Here is a 14,944-nt window from a genome sequence, read left to right as displayed (position 1 = left end):
CTCTGCTACCGCCAGACATCGTTTCCCCATTCGAAAGGCCCGCATGTGACCGCGCCAACCCTCGATGTGATCGGTTTCGGCAATGCCATCGTCGACGTGCTCGCCCGCGCCGAGGACGACTTCCTTGCCACGCACGGCATGCGCAAGGGCGGCATGACGCTGATCGACGAGGAGCGGGCCGAGACGGTCTACGCCGCGATGGGCTCCGGCATCGAGATCTCCGGCGGCTCGGCGGCCAACACCATGGCCGGCATCGCCGAGCTCGGCGGGCGCGCCGGCTTCGTCGGCAAGGTGAGGGACGATGCGCTCGGCGCCATCTTCGCCCATGACATCGGCGCCGCCGGCGTCGCCTACCGCACCCCGGCCGCAACGGCCGGCGCCGCCACCGCCCGCTGCCTGATCCTGGTGACGCCGGATGGCGAGCGCACCATGAACACCTATCTCGGCGCGGCGCAGGACCTGACGCCGGACGACGTCGCCGCCGAGATGGTGGCGGCGGCCACCGTCACCTATCTCGAGGGCTATCTCTGGGACCCGCCGCCGGCCAAGCAGGCCTTCCTCAAGGCCGCCGGCATCGCCCACGCGGCCGGGCGCAGCGTGGCGCTGACGCTTTCCGACGCCTTCTGCGTCGACCGCTACCGGGCCGAGTTCCTCAATCTGATGCGCGAGGGCACGGTCGACCTCGTCTTCGCCAATGAGAGCGAGCTCAAGTCGCTCTACGAGACCGCCGATTTCGACACCGCCCTCGCCCAGCTCGCCGCCGATGTGCGCCGGGCGGTGGTGACGCGCTCCGAGCAGGGGGCGCTGTGGCTGTCCGGGAACGAACGCGTCGCGGTGCCGGCCTACCCGGTCGAGCAGGTGGTCGATACCACCGGCGCCGGCGACCTGTTCGCCGCCGGCTTCCTGCACGGCTTCGCACGCGGCTTCGCGCCGGAGGAATCGCTGCGGCTCGGGGCGCTGTGCGCGGCGGAGGTGATCAGCCACATGGGCGCCCGCCCCGAGCGCCAGCTGAAGCAGCTGGCGCAGGAGAACGGCCTGCGGGTGTGACTCCCCGGTCGATACCGGCAGCGCCGGGGCAGGCGACATAGAGCACGGGGCACGGGGTACGGCCCCCGACGGGGCGGCGACGCAACTTCGTCACGATTGCCGGCGAAGCTCCGCCTTCGCCGGGCGCCGGAGCGTCTCGGCACAGGTGCGCCCCCATGAGCGTCGTCCATCTCGAAACCCCGCCCATCCCCTATGATGCCGCGCGTTTCCGCTCGACGGCGGAATTCTACGGCCGCTACCGCCAGCCCTATCCACCGGAGCTGATCGCCGCGGTGGCGGCGCGGATCGGACTGGAGGCCGGCGACCGGCTGCTCGACCTCGGCTGCGGGCCGGCGCCGCTGGCGATCGGCTTCGCCCGGCTGGGCCTCGATGTCACCGGCATGGATCCCGAGCCCTCGATGCTGGCGGCGGCACGGGCCGAGGCGGAGGCGGCCAGGGTTCGGCTCGAGCTGGTGCAGGGCTCGTCCTACGACCTGTCGCCGAAGCTCGGGCGGTTCGGCGCGGTGGTGATGGGCCGCTCGTTCCACTGGATGGACCGGGCGGCGACGCTGCGGGCGCTCGACGCGCTGATCGAGCCCGGCGGCGCGGTGGTGCTGATGGGCGACCGCCGCCTGCACGGCACCCCGGACTGGCATGCGGTGCTCGACCGGCTGGCCGAGCGGCACGCGCCGCAGCGCTATGCCGACCGGCGGGTGCGCCGGCAGCCGGACTGGGTGCCGCATGAGGCGGTGCTCATCGCCTCGCCCTTCGCCGTCGTCGAGCGGATCGGCCGCATCCAGCCGCGCGAGCGCAGCATCGAGGAGGTGGTCGGCCTGGCCTATTCGCGCTCGCTGACCTCGCCGGCGGCGCTGGGCGACGCGCAGCCGGCCTTCGAGCGCGAGCTGCGGGACGAACTGGCGCGCATCGCCCCCGACGGACGCTTCCACGATGTGATCGAGATGACCGCGGTACTGGCCTTCCGGCCAACGCCGGAGGGGTGAGGGGAATGGCCGGCCGTGGCGGCTGGCGCGGTCAGGAGGTGGGGGAGGCTGGCGATTGCGGAGGCTGACGATCAGCGACCGGATTCGCGGGCAGGAGACGTCTTTTCCTGTTGCAGCCGGAGGTCGCGTAATTGCTCGGCGGCTGCGCGGCCTTCAATGGCGTGACCCAGCGCCTCCTCCGCGATCGCGAGATTCTGTTCGAGCTCGACCAGATTGAACAACATGACCGCAAGGCTTTGTTCGGTCTGCACATGGTTGTGCGGAGCACGATTAGCCTTGCGCTCTTCGAGGCTCAGCCTGTAGGCCGTGGCCGCGCCCCGCAACGCCTCCGCATCGTCATGGGGGGCGCCGATCGTCTGAAAAGCATTGCCGAGATTGTTCCGAGTGGTCGCCCACAGCATTGGGGCGCGCCGCAAGTCAATATTCCCCAAGCGCGCGCTCCAATGCCTCGGTGGCTCACTTCTACGTGGCCACGTCATCGCACCGCTCGCCCAATGTCCTCAGGACAGTCTCAGCGCGGGGCGCGCTTGGCGAGGATGCGCTGGAGCGTGCGGCGGTGCATGGAGAGACGGCGCGCCGTCTCCGACACGTTGCGCCCGCACAGTTCGTACACCCGCTGAATGTGCTCCCAGCGCACCCGGTCGGCCGACATCGGGTTTTCCGGCAGCTGCGGCTTGTAGTCCGCCTGCGCGTTCAGGGCGGCGCAGATGTCGTCGGCATCGGCGGGCTTGGCGAGGTAATCGACCGCGCCCATCTTCACCGCGTTCACCGCGGTGGCGATGTTGCCGTAGCCGGTGAGGATGACGCCGCGCGCTTCCGGGCGGCGGCGCTTCAGCGCCGAGATGACGTCGAGGCCGTTGCCGTCGCCGAGCCGCATGTCGACCACCGCATAGGCCGGGGCGCCGCCTTCGACGCGGGCGAGGCCATCGGCGACCGATTCCGCCGTCGTCACCGCGAAGCCGCGCGTTTCCATGGCGCGGGCCAGACGCTGAAGAAAGGGCCGGTCGTCGTCGACGATCAGCAGCGAACGGTCGATTGTATCGGCGGTTGTGTCGAGCATGGCGTTTTCCGGCGAGGGCTCCCTGACGGCCGCCATGCGTCGCGGCGGCCTTTCGTATTTTGCGTGAGGCTACACCGCAGGGCTGGCGATGCACAGCACCGTGGCATTATAACGCAGCGGCGGCGCTTGTCATTTCGGCTCGCCCTCGCCGGCCTCGCGGTCGGAAATGTCGACAAGGCGGCGCGGCCAGCGCACGGTGACGCGGGCGCCGTGCCGGGGCGCCGGCACGTTCGCATAAGCGAGCTCGGCGCCGGAACGCTCCAGCAGCGTCTTGGCGATGAACAGGCCGAGGCCGAGCCCCTGCTCGCCATCCTCTCCCTCGCCGGTCTCCTCGCGCCGCCAGCGCTGGCGGCCGCGGCTGGTGAGATAGGGCGCGCCGATGCTGTCGATGAGCTCGGCCGGGAAGCCCGGCCCATCATCGGTGACGGTGACCACCAGATCGCGATCGGTCCAGTTGGCGGCGATCTCCACCCGGCCGGCGGCAAAATCGACGGCGTTCTCGACGATGTTGCCGAGGCCGTAGATCAGGCCGGGATTGCGGGCGATCACCGGCTCGCCGATGCGGGTCGCGGTGGTGACGTCGACGTCGATGCCGAAATTGCGGTGCGGCGACGCCACATCCTCCAGCAGATGCGTGACCTTCATGCGGTCGAACGGCGCTTCGCCGGCATCGAGGGTGGTGAGGCGGCGCAAGATGGCCCGGCAGCGTTCGGACTGTTCGCCGAGCAGGCGGATGTCGTCGGCGATCGGGCTGTCGGGCGACAGGCCGCGGGCCAGCTCCTTGGCCACCACGGTGATGGTGGCGAGCGGGGTGCCGAGTTCATGGGCGGCGGCGGCGGCGAGCCCGTCCAGCGCAGAGAGATGCTGCTCGCGGGCCAGCACCAGCTCGGTGGCGGCGAGCGCCTCGGAGAGCTCGCGCGTTTCCTCGGCGACGCGCCAGGCATGGCTGCCGATGAAGGCGATCGCCACCGCCAGCGCGCTCCAGATGGCGGCGAGATAGAGCGGCGGCAGCAGCGGCCCGGCGCCGAGCGCCTCGCTGTGCCGCCACGGCAGCGGCATCTGCCATAGCCCGACCAGCGCCGCGAGGCCGCCGGCGAGCAGGCCGAGCAGCAAAGTGGAGCGCGGCGACAGCGCGGTGGCCGAGATCAGCACCGGGGCAAGGAACAGCACCGCGAAGGGATTGGCGAGGCCGCCGGTGAGGAACAGCAGGGCGGCAAGCTGAAGGATGTCATAGGCGAGCAGCCAGGTCGCCTCGGTGTTGGAGAGCCGCCTGGCGCCGGGGCTGCGCAGGCGCAAGGCGAGATTCAGCCACGCGGAAAGCGCCACTACCGCCAGGCAGGCGCCGATCGGCACCGTGAAGCCGAGCAGCCACTGCACCACCACGATGGCGGCGGTCTGGCCGGAAATCGCCAGCCAGCGCAGGCGGATGAGCGTATCGAGCCTGAGGCCGAAGAAGCGCTCGCCGATCGGATGATCCAGCGAAAGTGGCATTTGGTTCCCCCTTGCGCGCCCTCTATACAGGTAAGCGCGGCGCGGCGGGAATGCGCTGATTCGTTGACGTGCGGCCGAAAGCGACTATGTGTTGCGCTGCACAATGATCCCGCCGATCTCTTCGCTGTCGCAGGAACCCGGGCGGGACCTCGGGAATTGCCGGGGGAATTGCCGACCTGCCCCGTGACGCGTCGCCGGCGGAAACCCGTGGCGACAGCGGTACAGGCGAGTTCAGGACCGTGGTTTTCAAATCGGAGGCGCGTATGGCGATCGGGGTTTTCGGGACCGTGCCCGATGCGGAGGCGACCGCAGGGACGCCGACCGACATGCTGGAGGCGGCCTCGGTCTTCTCCAAGCCGCTCTACTGGATGTTCGAGATGGGCCAGGCGGCGCTCGACCCGTTGCGGGCGATGGCGGATGCCGGGCGGATCTATTACCGCCATCCGGCCAATCCGCTCTCCCATACCGATTTCGGCCGCACGCTGCTGGCCGGCTTCGAGATGTTCGAGCGCACCACACGGCGCTACGGCAAGCCGGACTGGCGGATCGAGCACACCACGGTGGGCGGCACCAAGGTGCCGGTGCGCATCGAGACGGTGTGGGAAAAGCCGTTCTGCCGGCTCCTGCATTTCGAGCGGGCGTTCGCACGACCGCCGCGCCGGCCGCAGCCGCGCATGCTGATCGTCGCGCCGCTGTCCGGCCATTACGCGACGCTGTTGCGCGGCACGGTGGAGACGCTGCTGCCCAACCACGACATCTACATCACCGATTGGGCGGATGCCCGCGAGGTGCCGCTGAGCGCCGGGCGGTTCGGCCTCGACGACTATATCGACTACCTGATCGAGATCTTCCACTTCCTCGGCGGCGGGGTGCATGCGCTCGCCGTGTGCCAGCCGGCGGTGCCGGTGCTGGCCGCCGTCGCGGTGATGGAGGCCAAGGGCGATCCCGACGTGCCGGCCTCCATGGTGCTGATGGGCGGGCCGATCGACACCCGCGAAAGCCCGACGGCGGTGAATGATTTCGCGCAGGCGCGCGGGCTCGACTGGTTCCGCCGCAACGTCATCACCACCGTGCCCTGGCCGCATCCGGGGGTGATGCGGCAGGTCTATCCGGGCTTCCTGCAATTGCACGGCTTCATGAGCATGAATCTGGAGCGGCACCTGCAGGCGCATGCCGACATGTTCCGCCACCTGGTGAAGGGCGACGGCGATTCCGCCGCCAAGCACCGCGAATTCTATGACGAATATCTCTCGGTGATGGACCTGCCGGCGGAATACTACCTGCAGACGCTGCAGGCGGTGTTCATCGACCATGCGCTGCCCAACGGCACCTTCACCCATCACGGCGAGCCGGTCGATCCCGGCGCCATCCGCAACGTCGCGCTGCTCACCGTGGAAGGCGAGAACGACGACATTTCCGGCGTCGGCCAGACCCAGGCGGCGCACAAATTGTGCACCAACCTGCCCGACGACAAGCGGGCGCATTACCTGCAGCCGACCGTCGGCCATTATGGTGTGTTCAACGGCTCGCGCTTCCGCGCCGAGATCGCTCCGCGTATCTCCGACTTCGTCTTGAGCCACAACTGGCCGACCAAGGGGCACAACCAGCCGGCGCCGGCGGGAGAGGCCAAGGCCGCCGCCGCGCCGGACGACGCCGGCGAGCCGAACACCTGAAAAGCTGAGAAGCTGAAAATGGCGGGGCCGGCCATGTGGCCCGCCCCGCCTGTCCGGCTCGCGCCGTCAGTCGCAATTGATGTTCCCGGGCGGGATTTTGGGAGCCGCCGCCCAGGCAATATGCTCCGACGAGCGTTCCGGTACCCCATGGGCCCGACGTGGCGGCCGCGAAGAACCTGCCGCCCGCGCCCGTCTCCCTGCTGAAATCGACGATCCTCCGCCGGCACCGCACGCCCCCCGGCGAACCGCGGGCGGCAACCGGCCACCGCGGATGCGGGCACCGGCGGAGGTCACGCGCCGGCGACTACTCGCTGGCGACGTCCTGCGGCATCAGCCGGTCGAGACGCGGCATCAGCGGATGCACGATCCCGGCATTCGGCCGGCCGGCGGCCCGCAGCTGCGCCAGCCGCTGTTCATGCTCGTCGACGAAGGCAATGGCGGTCGCCCGCTGCTCCGGCGTCATGCGCGGGGCGTGCGCGAGGCGCTTGCGCATCTGGGCGAAGCGCGCATCGATCGGCCCCTTCGGCAGATTGGCGAGATAGCCGCACAGGGTGGCGTCGAAGGCGTCGCGCCAGCTCTCGCGGGTGAAGCCGGCCTTGACGATGAGCCTGTCGCGCACCTCGTCGCGGGCGAACCATTCCTCGGCGGTCTCCTCATCATAGGCGAGCGGGCCGAGCTCGGGCTCGAGCGTCTCGATGAGGGCGACCACCTTGGTGGCGTCGGTGGCGGTCAAGGCGGCGGCGTGGGTGACGAGGCCGGCAAGCATGACGAGCGCCAGCGTGACGATGGCCGCACGCGTCCGCAGCCGCAGGGACGACAGGCGCAGGCACGAGAAGCGCAGGGACGACAGGCGCAAGGGCAGGAGAGACATGGATGGCACTCGCTGGTGAAACGCGAGCGTCTTGCTAAACGGACCATCCGGTCCGGTCTCGGCATGGCGCGCAGCAACTGGGCGTGACGCGCAGCCGCCTTCAGTTGCGTCGCGTCCTGACCGCCCGTGCCCGTACATCGGAGGGCGTGCAGCCATAGCGGCGACGGAACGCCCGGTTGAAGGTCGACAGGTCGGTGAAGCCGGCGTCGAAGGCGATGCCGGCCACGCTCTCGCGATTGGTGGCATCGCCGAGCTGGCGGAAGGCGCGGTCCAGCCGGGCCTCGCGCAGGAAATCGGAGAAGCTGGTGTCCTCCTGCGCGAACAAGAGCTGCACATAGCGCGGCGAGATGCCGTGGCGGCGAGCGACCAGGGCGATATCGAGCGCCGGATCGTCGAGCCGCGCCGCGATCTCCTTCTTGATCAAGGCGAGCCGGGCGTTACGCAGCGCCGAGCCATGCTCGCGCGCATGCTCCGCCGGATCGGCGGCGAGGGTGAGCGCCGCCAGCTTCGCCAGATGGTCGGCCGCCAGCCGGACGGCGGCCGGCGTCGCCGGCGGCTCGCGGCGCAGCAACTGGGCATAGCCGACCAGCAGGCCGAGCCCCGCCGCGCCGCGCCCCGCCTTGCGGAAGGCGCGGGCGCCGAGGCCCGGCACCAGCCCGGCGAGCGTGCGGCGCGGCAGCACCAGCACCTCATAGCAGCTGGCCGGGGCGCGGGTGACGAAGCGGGCCGCCTGGTCGAAGGCCAGCAACTCGCCGGCGCCGACCGTGAGCGTGCGGCCGCCATCGATCTCGGTCTCGTAGCCGGTCGGGTTGATCAGCAGCTGGTAGTCCTCGCGGCCATCGGCGAGCAGTTCGCGCGTTCTTGCCGCGGTGAAGGCGTCGTAGCAGGCATCGCCGACCAGCACCCCGTCGAGCGGCAGGATGGAGAAGCGGGCGCGGAACGCCTCGGCATCGACCGGACGGAAGCACATGCCGGCGGCATGACGGCCGACCACATCATGGACGAAGGCGAGGCGCTCGTGCCGCGGCACGTCCTCGGTCGACAGGCGTTGCATGGCGTTCCCCCCGGACGGCCTGTTCTCGTGGCCTTGTTTACTTTTGGCCTTCTTGCGGCGCGAGAGGTGTGACGCAACGGCAGAAAAGTCAATCCGGGCGGCCGCGGGAGATATCGCGCCCGGCGTCGGCGGATCAGGGCTCCCAATAGGGCGGATCGCCGAAGGCCTGGCGCAGCCAGTCGGTCAGCGCCCGCAGCTTCGCCGACGGGCGGCGGCCCTCCGGATGCGCGACATAGATGAATTCCGGCTCGGTGGCGGCGCCGACCTCGATGGCGACCAGCGTGCCCGCCTTGAGCGGCGGGCCGGCGATGAACAGGGGCAGCAGCGCGATGCCGAGGCCGGCAATGGCAGCGTCGCGCATCAGCTCGCCATTGTTCACCCGCAGCGCCGCCGGGGCGCGCAGCTGCACCGCGCCGCCTTCGGTGAGGAAGCGCCAATCGGCAATGCCGCGGCCGGTGTAGAGGATGCCGCGATGGGCCTCCAGCTCGGCAAGGCCCGACGGGGTGCCGTGGCGGGCGAGATAATCCGGCGAGGCGACCAGCACCCGCCGGCTGCGGGCGAGCCGCCAGGCGATGAGCCGGCTATCGGTGAGCGGCCCGTGCCGGACCACCCCGTCATAGCCTTCCGAATGGGCGTCGATGCGGCGGTCGTCGAGATCGAGGGTGAGCTCGATCTGCGGATGACGGGCCAGGAAGGGATAGAGCGCCGGGCCGAGATGCAGCCGGCTGAAGGTGACCGGCGCCGACAGCCGCAGCGGCCCGGCCAGGGTGCTGCGCCGCTCGGCCAGCGCGGCGGCGGCGGCATCGAGCTCGCGCAGCGCCCCCGACGCCCGCTCCAGGAACGCCAGGCCATCCTCGGTCAGCGACAATTTGCGGGTGGAGCGGTGAATCAGGCTGGCGCCGAGCCGGTGCTCCAGCTCCCTGAGCCGGTCGCTGACCACCGATTTCGACAGCCGCAGCCGCCGGGCGGCCTCGCTGATCGAGCCCGCCTCGGCGATGGCGACGAAGGCGGCGATGCCGTCGAGCTTCATCGTTCGGATTTTCCGGACATGAGTTCCACCGATCGCAGGCTAATCCGAACGCGCCGGCATCGCCATACTTCCCGGCAACAGGACGACAACCACGTTGTCACACAGCCATGGCCGCCCCGGAATGCGCGGCGGCCGGCAGACCCAGGAGAATATCGATGGGACGTCTGGATGGAAAAGTCGCGCTGATCACCGGCGCCAGCGCCGGCATCGGCCGCGCCACCGCCGAATTGTTCGCCCGCGAAGGCGCGAAGGTGGTGGTCGGTGCCCGCCGGCAGGCCGAGCTCGACACGCTGGTGGCCGAGATCGCCCAAGCCGGCGGCGCGGCGGCGGCACTGGCCGGCGACGTGAAGGACGAGGATTATGCGAGCGCGCTGGTGGCGCTGGCGGTGGAGCGCTTCGGCCGGCTCGATATCGCCTTCAACAATGCCGGCACGCTCGGCGCCAGCGGCCCCAGCACCGAGATATCAGCGCAGGGCTGGGCCGACACGCTGGCGGTGAACCTCACCGGCGCCTTTCTCGGCGCCAAGCACCAGATCGCCGCGATGCTGAAGACCGGCGGCGGCTCGGTGATCTTCACCTCGACCTTTGTCGGCTATTCGACGGCGTTTCCCGGCCTTGCCGCCTATGCCGCCTCGAAATCCGGGCTGATCGGCCTGACCCAGGCGCTGGCCGCCGAATATGGGCCGAAGGGAATAAGGGTGAACGCGGTGCTGCCCGGCGCGGTGGAAACCGAGATGTTCCGCGAGGCCAATGGCACGCCGGAGGCGCAGAGCTTCGTCACCGGCCTGCACGCGCTGAAGCGGGTGGCGCAGCCGGAGGAACTGGCGCGCTCGGTGCTCTATCTCGCCTCGGACGATTCGTCCTTCGTCTCCGGCACCGCGCATCTGGTGGATGGCGGGCTATCGATCACCCGCACCTGAGCGTGCCGCGATTGCCCGCTCCCTTTCGAGTCGCGTCGCCCCCTTCACCCCGCCCCTCTCCCCCTCGGGGAGAGGGAGATGGCGGCCGGCCTCGGCAACCTCGTCGGCACCAGCCGGCCCGAGCCGGACCCGCTCAGCCGCCCCGCGCCGGATCGACGGCGATCGGGGTGGTGTGGGCGACGTGGTGATGGTCGGAGGCGCGAAACCGCACCACGGCGCGGGCCTGGTCGAGGAAGGCCGATGCCTCCACCAACCCCTTGGCGACCAGCAGCTCCACCGCCGCCTCGTGCCAGCAGACGTAATAGGGCTGGTCCGGGTGGGCGTGGATCTCGGCGCTGAGGCGGGCGGCGAATTCCGGCCATTCGAACAGGCCACGCTCGTGCAGCTTCAGCACCAGCGCGAAGGCCTGCGCCTCCCATGGCGCCGCAAAGGCCTTCGGCCGGTCGAGATCGGGCAGCAACTCGGTCATGGCGTCGCCTCCGCCCCGGCCGGCAGCAGGTAGCTGTCCCACAGATCGATGGTGAGGCTGTCGGCCGGCGACCCCTGCGGGCCCCATAATTCGCGCATGGAGAAGCGCACGGCATAGCAATGTTCGCGGGTGTCCTCGTCGCCGATGGCGCGGACGTCCGGCAAGGCGTAGAGGCCGTGCACCTTCACCACCACGCCGCGCTTGCCGCGGCAATAGCGCGGCAGCCGCGTATGCGTGAGCGGGCTGAGCGTGCGGGTGAGGACCGGATCGCCGGGGGCGAAGGCCGGGAGGCGCGAGGGGTCGTCGACCCTGGTGGTGGCGCCGGTCTTCAGCAGATCGAGAATGTCGGCGGCGCTGAGCATCAGGCGTCCCCGGCAAGAATATCGGCATTGCCGGCGGCGGCACGTCCGGCGGCAAGGTGCCGGGCGAATTCCTCCGGCGTCAGCAGGCCCTTCTCCATCATCAGCCGCGCCACCGCGAACCACCATTGCTCGTAATAGGGGCGGGTGAGGTACTTCACCGGCTCCAGCCGCTCGCGCGACTGGCGGAATTCGTCGTCGGAGTAGTGCGCGCCGATGGTGATCATGAACAGCCCGCACATGCGTCGCTCCCACTCCTCCTTGAACACCGGCTCGCGCCCGTCATAGTCCTCCGGCACCACCCGGCCGAATCCGTCGAAACCACCGCAATCATGCACCGAGTTCATGGCGCACCCTCTGCGGCCGGCTCCGGTGTGAGCGCCTCGGTGACGCCGATCATGCTGTCGCGGGTGACGAGGCCGGCGAGCGCCGCCTCGTCCATGCCCTGCGTGCCCTCCGGGCGGCGGGGGACGACGAGGTAGCGGACTTCCGAATTGCTGTCCCAGACGCGGATTTCGGTGGTGTCCGGCAGCACGGTGCCGAATTCGGCCAGCACCGAGCGCGGATCGCGCACGATGCGGGTGCGGTAGGGCATGCTCTTGTACCAGACCGGCGGCAGGCCCAGCACCGGCCACGGATAGCAGGAGCACAGGGTGCAGACGACGACATTGTGCACGCCGTCGGTGTTCTCCAGCGCCACCATGTTCTCGCCCTGCGCGCCGGTGAAGCCGAGATCGGCAATGGCGGCGTTGGGATCCTCGAGCAGCCACTTCTTGTAGGCCGGATCGCTCCAGGCGCGGGCGATCACCCGGGCGCCGTTCTTCGGGCCGATCTGGTTCTCATAGAGATCCACCACCGCATCGAGCGCGGCCGGATCGACCAGCCCCTTCAGGGTGAGCAGTTCCTCCAATGCCTTGACGCGGGCGCTGATCTCGATGTCGGCGATCGACATCAGCAGCGCGTCGGCCGCCTCGGAATGGATGCGGTGGAAATGGTGATGCGGGTGATCGTGATGCGCATGATCATCGTGATCGTGGTCGTCGTGCTGCCCTGCCATGCCGAAGCGATCCGTCCCTGCGCCGAGAGGATCGTATTATGCGGACACGCCGCGCGCGTGTCGACGACGCAGGAGTAGAAAAGCGGCACGGTGAAAAAACGGGCGCCGCTACAGGTCCCGGCGCAGACGCCGATGCGGTGCGCCCCTGCCCGACTTCGCTTGCCGCCGGCCGAATCTGCCTTAGGCTGGAACCCTCAAAATATAGCAAAGGATTCGGGCGATGTTCGCGGCAAAATCAAAACGTTCAGCATCGGCAAGCCGCCGCTCCGCGCCGACCGCCCGCCTTGGCGCCACCCTTGCCCTTGCGTTGGGGCTGGCTTTCGGCCCGCCGGCACAGGCCTGCACCAGCTTCCTGCTCGGCACCTCCGATGGCGCCTATGTCTATGGCCGCACCATGGAATTCGGCTTCGAGCTCGCCTCCGACATGATGGTAATCCCCCGCCAATTCGCGCTGGCCGGCACCGGCCCCGGCGGCAAGCCCGGCATCGAATGGACGGCAAAATACGCCGCCGTCGGCCTCAACGCCTTCGGCCTGCCGGTGCTGACCGACGGCATGAACGAGAAGGGGCTGGCGGGCGGCATCCTGTATTTCCCGGACTATGCCGGCTATGCCGACCCGGCCAAGGCCGACCCGAAGACCGCGATGGCGCCGTGGGACTTCCTGACCTGGGCGCTGACCAATTTCGCCACCGTGGCCGAGGTGAAGGCGGCGATCTCAGGCATTTCGATCGTCGATGTCGCCCAGCCGCAAATGGGCATCACGCCGCCGTTTCACTACACGCTGCACGACGAGACCGGCGCCTCGCTGGTGATCGAGCCGGTGGGCGGGGTGCTCAAGGTCTATGACAACCCGTTCGGGGTGATGACCAATGCGCCGGAGTTCAGCTGGCACCTGACCAACCTGAAGAACTATGTGAAGATCTCGCCGGTCAACGCCCCGGACATCACGGTGAACGGCCAGGCCATCTCCTCCTTCGGCCAGGGCTCGGGACTGCTCGGCATTCCCGGCGACCCGACGCCGCCCTCGCGGCTGATCCGCGCGCTCGGCTATGCGATGTCGGCGGAGAAGAAGCCGAGCGGCGAGGAGAGCGTGCGCGTCGCCGAGCACATCCTCAACAATTTCGACATCCCCGTCGGCTTCATCAAGCCGGAAGCCGGCAACACCGCCGACATGGAATACACCCAGTGGTCGTCGGTCGCCGATCTCAAGAACCGGCGCTATTACGTGAAGACCTATGATGACCAGGTGCTGCGCGGGGTCGATCTGATGAGCTTCGACCTCGACGCCAAGACGCTGGCCACCGCGCCGCTGAAGCCGAACCTGACGCCGCCGCCGCTGGCGTTTCCCAAGCCGTGAGGCAAGACCCGAAGCCGTGACACGAAAAATCCGCCGGCTCACGCGCCGGCGGATTTCTTTCCACGCTCCGTGCCCTCTGCGGCTGGGCCGCCTCAATGGGTGCGGGCGAACATCTCGTTGAAGGAATAGCCGGAGCCGCGCACGGTGCGGATCGGATCGGGCTGGCGCGGGCGGTTCAGCGCCTTGCGCAGCCGGCCGACATGCACGTCCACCGTGCGCTCGTCGATATAGACGTCCTGGCCCCAGACGCCGTCGAGCAACTGCTCGCGCGAATAGACCCGGCCCGGCGACTGCATGAGGAATTCCAGCAGCCGGAACTCGGTGGGGCCGAGATGCAGCTCGCGGCCGGAGCGGTGCACCCGCTTGGTCTCGCGGTCCAGCTCGATGTCGCCGGCCCGCAGCAGCGTCGAGATGTGGTCCGGCTTGGCGCGGCGCAGCAGGGCGCGCACGCGGGCGACCAGCTCCGGCACCGAGAACGGCTTCACCACATAATCATCCGCCCCGGTGGCGAGGCCGCGCACGCGCTCGGTCTCCTCGCCGCGGGCGGTGAGCATGAGGATCGGCATGCGCTCGGTTTCCGGCCGGGCCCGCAGGCGCCGGCACAGCTCGATGCCGGACAGGCCCGGAAGCATCCAGTCGAGCAACAGAAGATCCGGCACCTTCTCGCGCAGCCGCGTCTCCGCTTCGTCGCCGCGCGCCACGCTCTCCACCGAATAGCCTTCGGATTCGAGGTTGTAGCGCAGCAACAGGGTGAGCGGCTCCTCGTCCTCGACGATGAGAATATTGGTCGGCATCGCTTTTCCCGTGCGAATGATCCGTAACCGCGATCCGGCCCGCCTCAGGACGGGAACGGAACCGTGGTCAGGCTGGTGGTATCCTGCTTCGGCCGCTCTTCGGTGAGCAACTGGCCGGTCGCGAGGTAATGCACGGTCTCGGCGATATTGGTGGCGTGGTCGCCGATGCGTTCGATGTTCTTGGCGCAGAACAACAGATGCGTGCACAGCGAGATGTTGCGCGGATCCTCCATCATATAGGTGAGGAGTTCGCGGAACAGCGAGGTGTAGAGCACGTCGATCTCGCCGTCGCGCTTCCACACCTCGATGGCGCGGGCGTCCTCGCGGCTGGCATAGGCGTCGAGCACCTCCTTCAGCTGCTCCAGCACCATGCTCGACATATGCTCGACGCCGCGCACCAGCTTCTGCGGATGGAACTCGCCGGTGAGCGCCAGCACCCGCTTGGAGGTATTCTTGGCGAGGTCGCCGATGCGCTCCAGATCGTTGGCGACGCGCATCGCCGCCACGATCTCGCGCAGATCGCCGGCCAGCGGCTGGCGACGGGCGATGGTGAGCACCGACTTTTCCTCGATCTCGCGCTGGAGCAGGTCGATGGGCCCGTCCAGCACGATCACCTTCTGCGCCAGCTCGGTGTCGCGCTTGACCAGCGACTGCACGGAATCGGCGACCAACTGCTCGGCCTGGCCACCCATCTCCACCACGCGGCGGCTGATCTCCTTGAGATCGGTATCGAAGGACGAGACGATATGTTCGGAGGGCATGGACTGGTCCTCTTTCCCGTC

Annotated in this window: 17 protein-coding genes; 5 read left to right on the top strand and 12 right to left on the bottom strand. The window is 69.1% G+C overall.

Features of this window, described 5'->3' with window-relative positions; translation table 11 throughout:
* Window positions 1-45 precede the first annotated feature (45 nt).
* Together KHC24_RS24030 and KHC24_RS24025 are read left to right on the top strand one after the other, a co-directional pair.
* The gene (locus KHC24_RS24030; RefSeq protein ID WP_213366818.1) at window positions 46-1,047 is read left to right on the top strand and encodes an adenosine kinase; all 1,002 of its coding nucleotides are present in this window, start codon (window positions 46-48) and stop codon (window positions 1,045-1,047) included.
* Window positions 1,048-1,202: 155 nt separating this feature from the next.
* On the top strand, window positions 1,203-2,027 hold the full coding sequence (locus KHC24_RS24025; protein WP_213366817.1) for a class I SAM-dependent methyltransferase: 825 nt from the start codon (window positions 1,203-1,205) through the stop codon (window positions 2,025-2,027).
* 71 nt (window positions 2,028-2,098) lie between these two features.
* On the opposite strand, the gene KHC24_RS24020 is transcribed toward KHC24_RS24025, so the two are convergent.
* From KHC24_RS24020 to KHC24_RS24010, 3 genes are all read right to left on the bottom strand, one after another.
* The gene (locus KHC24_RS24020; RefSeq protein ID WP_213366815.1) at window positions 2,099-2,428 is read right to left on the bottom strand and encodes a hypothetical protein; all 330 of its coding nucleotides are present in this window, start codon (window positions 2,426-2,428) and stop codon (window positions 2,099-2,101) included.
* A gap of 110 nt (window positions 2,429-2,538) precedes the next feature.
* Window positions 2,539-3,087 carry an ActR/PrrA/RegA family redox response regulator transcription factor gene (locus KHC24_RS24015; protein ID WP_213366813.1) on the bottom strand — a complete coding sequence of 183 codons (549 nt, stop codon included), beginning with the start codon at window positions 3,085-3,087 and terminating at the stop codon, window positions 2,539-2,541.
* Window positions 3,088-3,216: 129 nt separating this feature from the next.
* Complete coding sequence (locus KHC24_RS24010; RefSeq protein WP_213366811.1) at window positions 3,217-4,578, bottom strand: ActS/PrrB/RegB family redox-sensitive histidine kinase; 1,362 nt, start codon at window positions 4,576-4,578, stop codon at window positions 3,217-3,219.
* 263 nt (window positions 4,579-4,841) lie between these two features.
* On the opposite strand from KHC24_RS24010, the gene KHC24_RS24005 reads away from it, so the two are divergent.
* The gene (locus tag KHC24_RS24005; RefSeq protein WP_213366809.1) at window positions 4,842-6,251 is read left to right on the top strand and encodes a polyhydroxyalkanoate depolymerase; all 1,410 of its coding nucleotides are present in this window, start codon (window positions 4,842-4,844) and stop codon (window positions 6,249-6,251) included.
* A gap of 304 nt (window positions 6,252-6,555) precedes the next feature.
* On the opposite strand, the gene KHC24_RS24000 is transcribed toward KHC24_RS24005, so the two are convergent.
* The 3 genes from KHC24_RS24000 to KHC24_RS23990 all read right to left on the bottom strand — a co-directional run bounded on the left by KHC24_RS24000 (window position 6,556) and on the right by KHC24_RS23990 (window position 9,206).
* Complete coding sequence (locus KHC24_RS24000; RefSeq protein WP_213366807.1) at window positions 6,556-7,122, bottom strand: hypothetical protein; 567 nt, start codon at window positions 7,120-7,122, stop codon at window positions 6,556-6,558.
* A 100-nt stretch (window positions 7,123-7,222) separates the two neighbouring features.
* On the bottom strand, window positions 7,223-8,176 hold the full coding sequence (locus KHC24_RS23995) for an AraC family transcriptional regulator (RefSeq protein ID WP_213366805.1): 954 nt from the start codon (window positions 8,174-8,176) through the stop codon (window positions 7,223-7,225).
* Between the two features lie 133 nt (window positions 8,177-8,309).
* A complete protein-coding gene (locus KHC24_RS23990) occupies window positions 8,310-9,206 on the bottom strand; it encodes a LysR family transcriptional regulator (protein WP_213366803.1) in 897 nt (298 codons plus the stop codon).
* A gap of 155 nt (window positions 9,207-9,361) precedes the next feature.
* Between KHC24_RS23990 and KHC24_RS23985 the strand changes: the two genes are divergently transcribed.
* Window positions 9,362-10,126: an SDR family oxidoreductase gene (locus tag KHC24_RS23985; protein WP_213366801.1), complete on the top strand. Its 765-nt coding sequence runs from the start codon at window positions 9,362-9,364 to the stop codon at window positions 10,124-10,126.
* A gap of 133 nt (window positions 10,127-10,259) precedes the next feature.
* On the opposite strand, the gene KHC24_RS23980 is transcribed toward KHC24_RS23985, so the two are convergent.
* Genes KHC24_RS23980 through nthA form a run of 4 tightly spaced genes read right to left on the bottom strand, consistent with a single transcriptional unit; the run spans window position 10,260 to window position 12,011 of the window.
* Window positions 10,260-10,595 (bottom strand): nitrile hydratase accessory protein, encoded by a 336-nt coding sequence (locus tag KHC24_RS23980; RefSeq protein WP_213366799.1) that lies wholly within the window; start codon window positions 10,593-10,595, stop codon window positions 10,260-10,262.
* The gene (locus tag KHC24_RS25495; RefSeq protein WP_213366797.1) at window positions 10,592-10,957 is read right to left on the bottom strand and encodes an SH3-like domain-containing protein; all 366 of its coding nucleotides are present in this window, start codon (window positions 10,955-10,957) and stop codon (window positions 10,592-10,594) included. The genes KHC24_RS23980 and KHC24_RS25495 overlap by 4 nt, the downstream gene beginning before the upstream one ends.
* Window positions 10,957-11,301 carry an SH3-like domain-containing protein gene (locus KHC24_RS25490; RefSeq protein WP_213366795.1) on the bottom strand — a complete coding sequence of 115 codons (345 nt, stop codon included), beginning with the start codon at window positions 11,299-11,301 and terminating at the stop codon, window positions 10,957-10,959. Before KHC24_RS25490 ends, KHC24_RS25495 begins: the two co-directional genes overlap by 1 nt.
* On the bottom strand, window positions 11,298-12,011 hold the full coding sequence (nthA, locus tag KHC24_RS23965; RefSeq protein ID WP_213366793.1) for a nitrile hydratase subunit alpha: 714 nt from the start codon (window positions 12,009-12,011) through the stop codon (window positions 11,298-11,300). Before nthA ends, KHC24_RS25490 begins: the two co-directional genes overlap by 4 nt.
* A gap of 220 nt (window positions 12,012-12,231) precedes the next feature.
* Between nthA and KHC24_RS23960 the strand changes: the two genes are divergently transcribed.
* Window positions 12,232-13,368: a linear amide C-N hydrolase gene (locus tag KHC24_RS23960; RefSeq protein ID WP_213366791.1), complete on the top strand. Its 1,137-nt coding sequence runs from the start codon at window positions 12,232-12,234 to the stop codon at window positions 13,366-13,368.
* A gap of 92 nt (window positions 13,369-13,460) precedes the next feature.
* On the opposite strand, the gene phoB is transcribed toward KHC24_RS23960, so the two are convergent.
* Entirely contained in the window at window positions 13,461-14,162 is a 702-nt protein-coding gene (gene phoB, locus KHC24_RS23955; RefSeq protein ID WP_213366789.1) for a phosphate regulon transcriptional regulator PhoB, read from the bottom strand.
* A 44-nt stretch (window positions 14,163-14,206) separates the two neighbouring features.
* Window positions 14,207-14,923, bottom strand: a complete 717-nt coding sequence (gene phoU, locus KHC24_RS23950; RefSeq protein WP_213366787.1) for a phosphate signaling complex protein PhoU — start codon at window positions 14,921-14,923, stop codon at window positions 14,207-14,209.
* Window positions 14,924-14,944: the final 21 nt, after the last annotated feature.

Origin of the sequence: Ancylobacter defluvii (assembly GCF_018390605.1) — a bacterium.
In the GTDB taxonomy this organism is placed as follows: domain Bacteria; phylum Pseudomonadota; class Alphaproteobacteria; order Rhizobiales; family Xanthobacteraceae; genus Ancylobacter; species Ancylobacter defluvii.
This window is presented reverse-complemented; position numbering and strand designations above follow the sequence as displayed.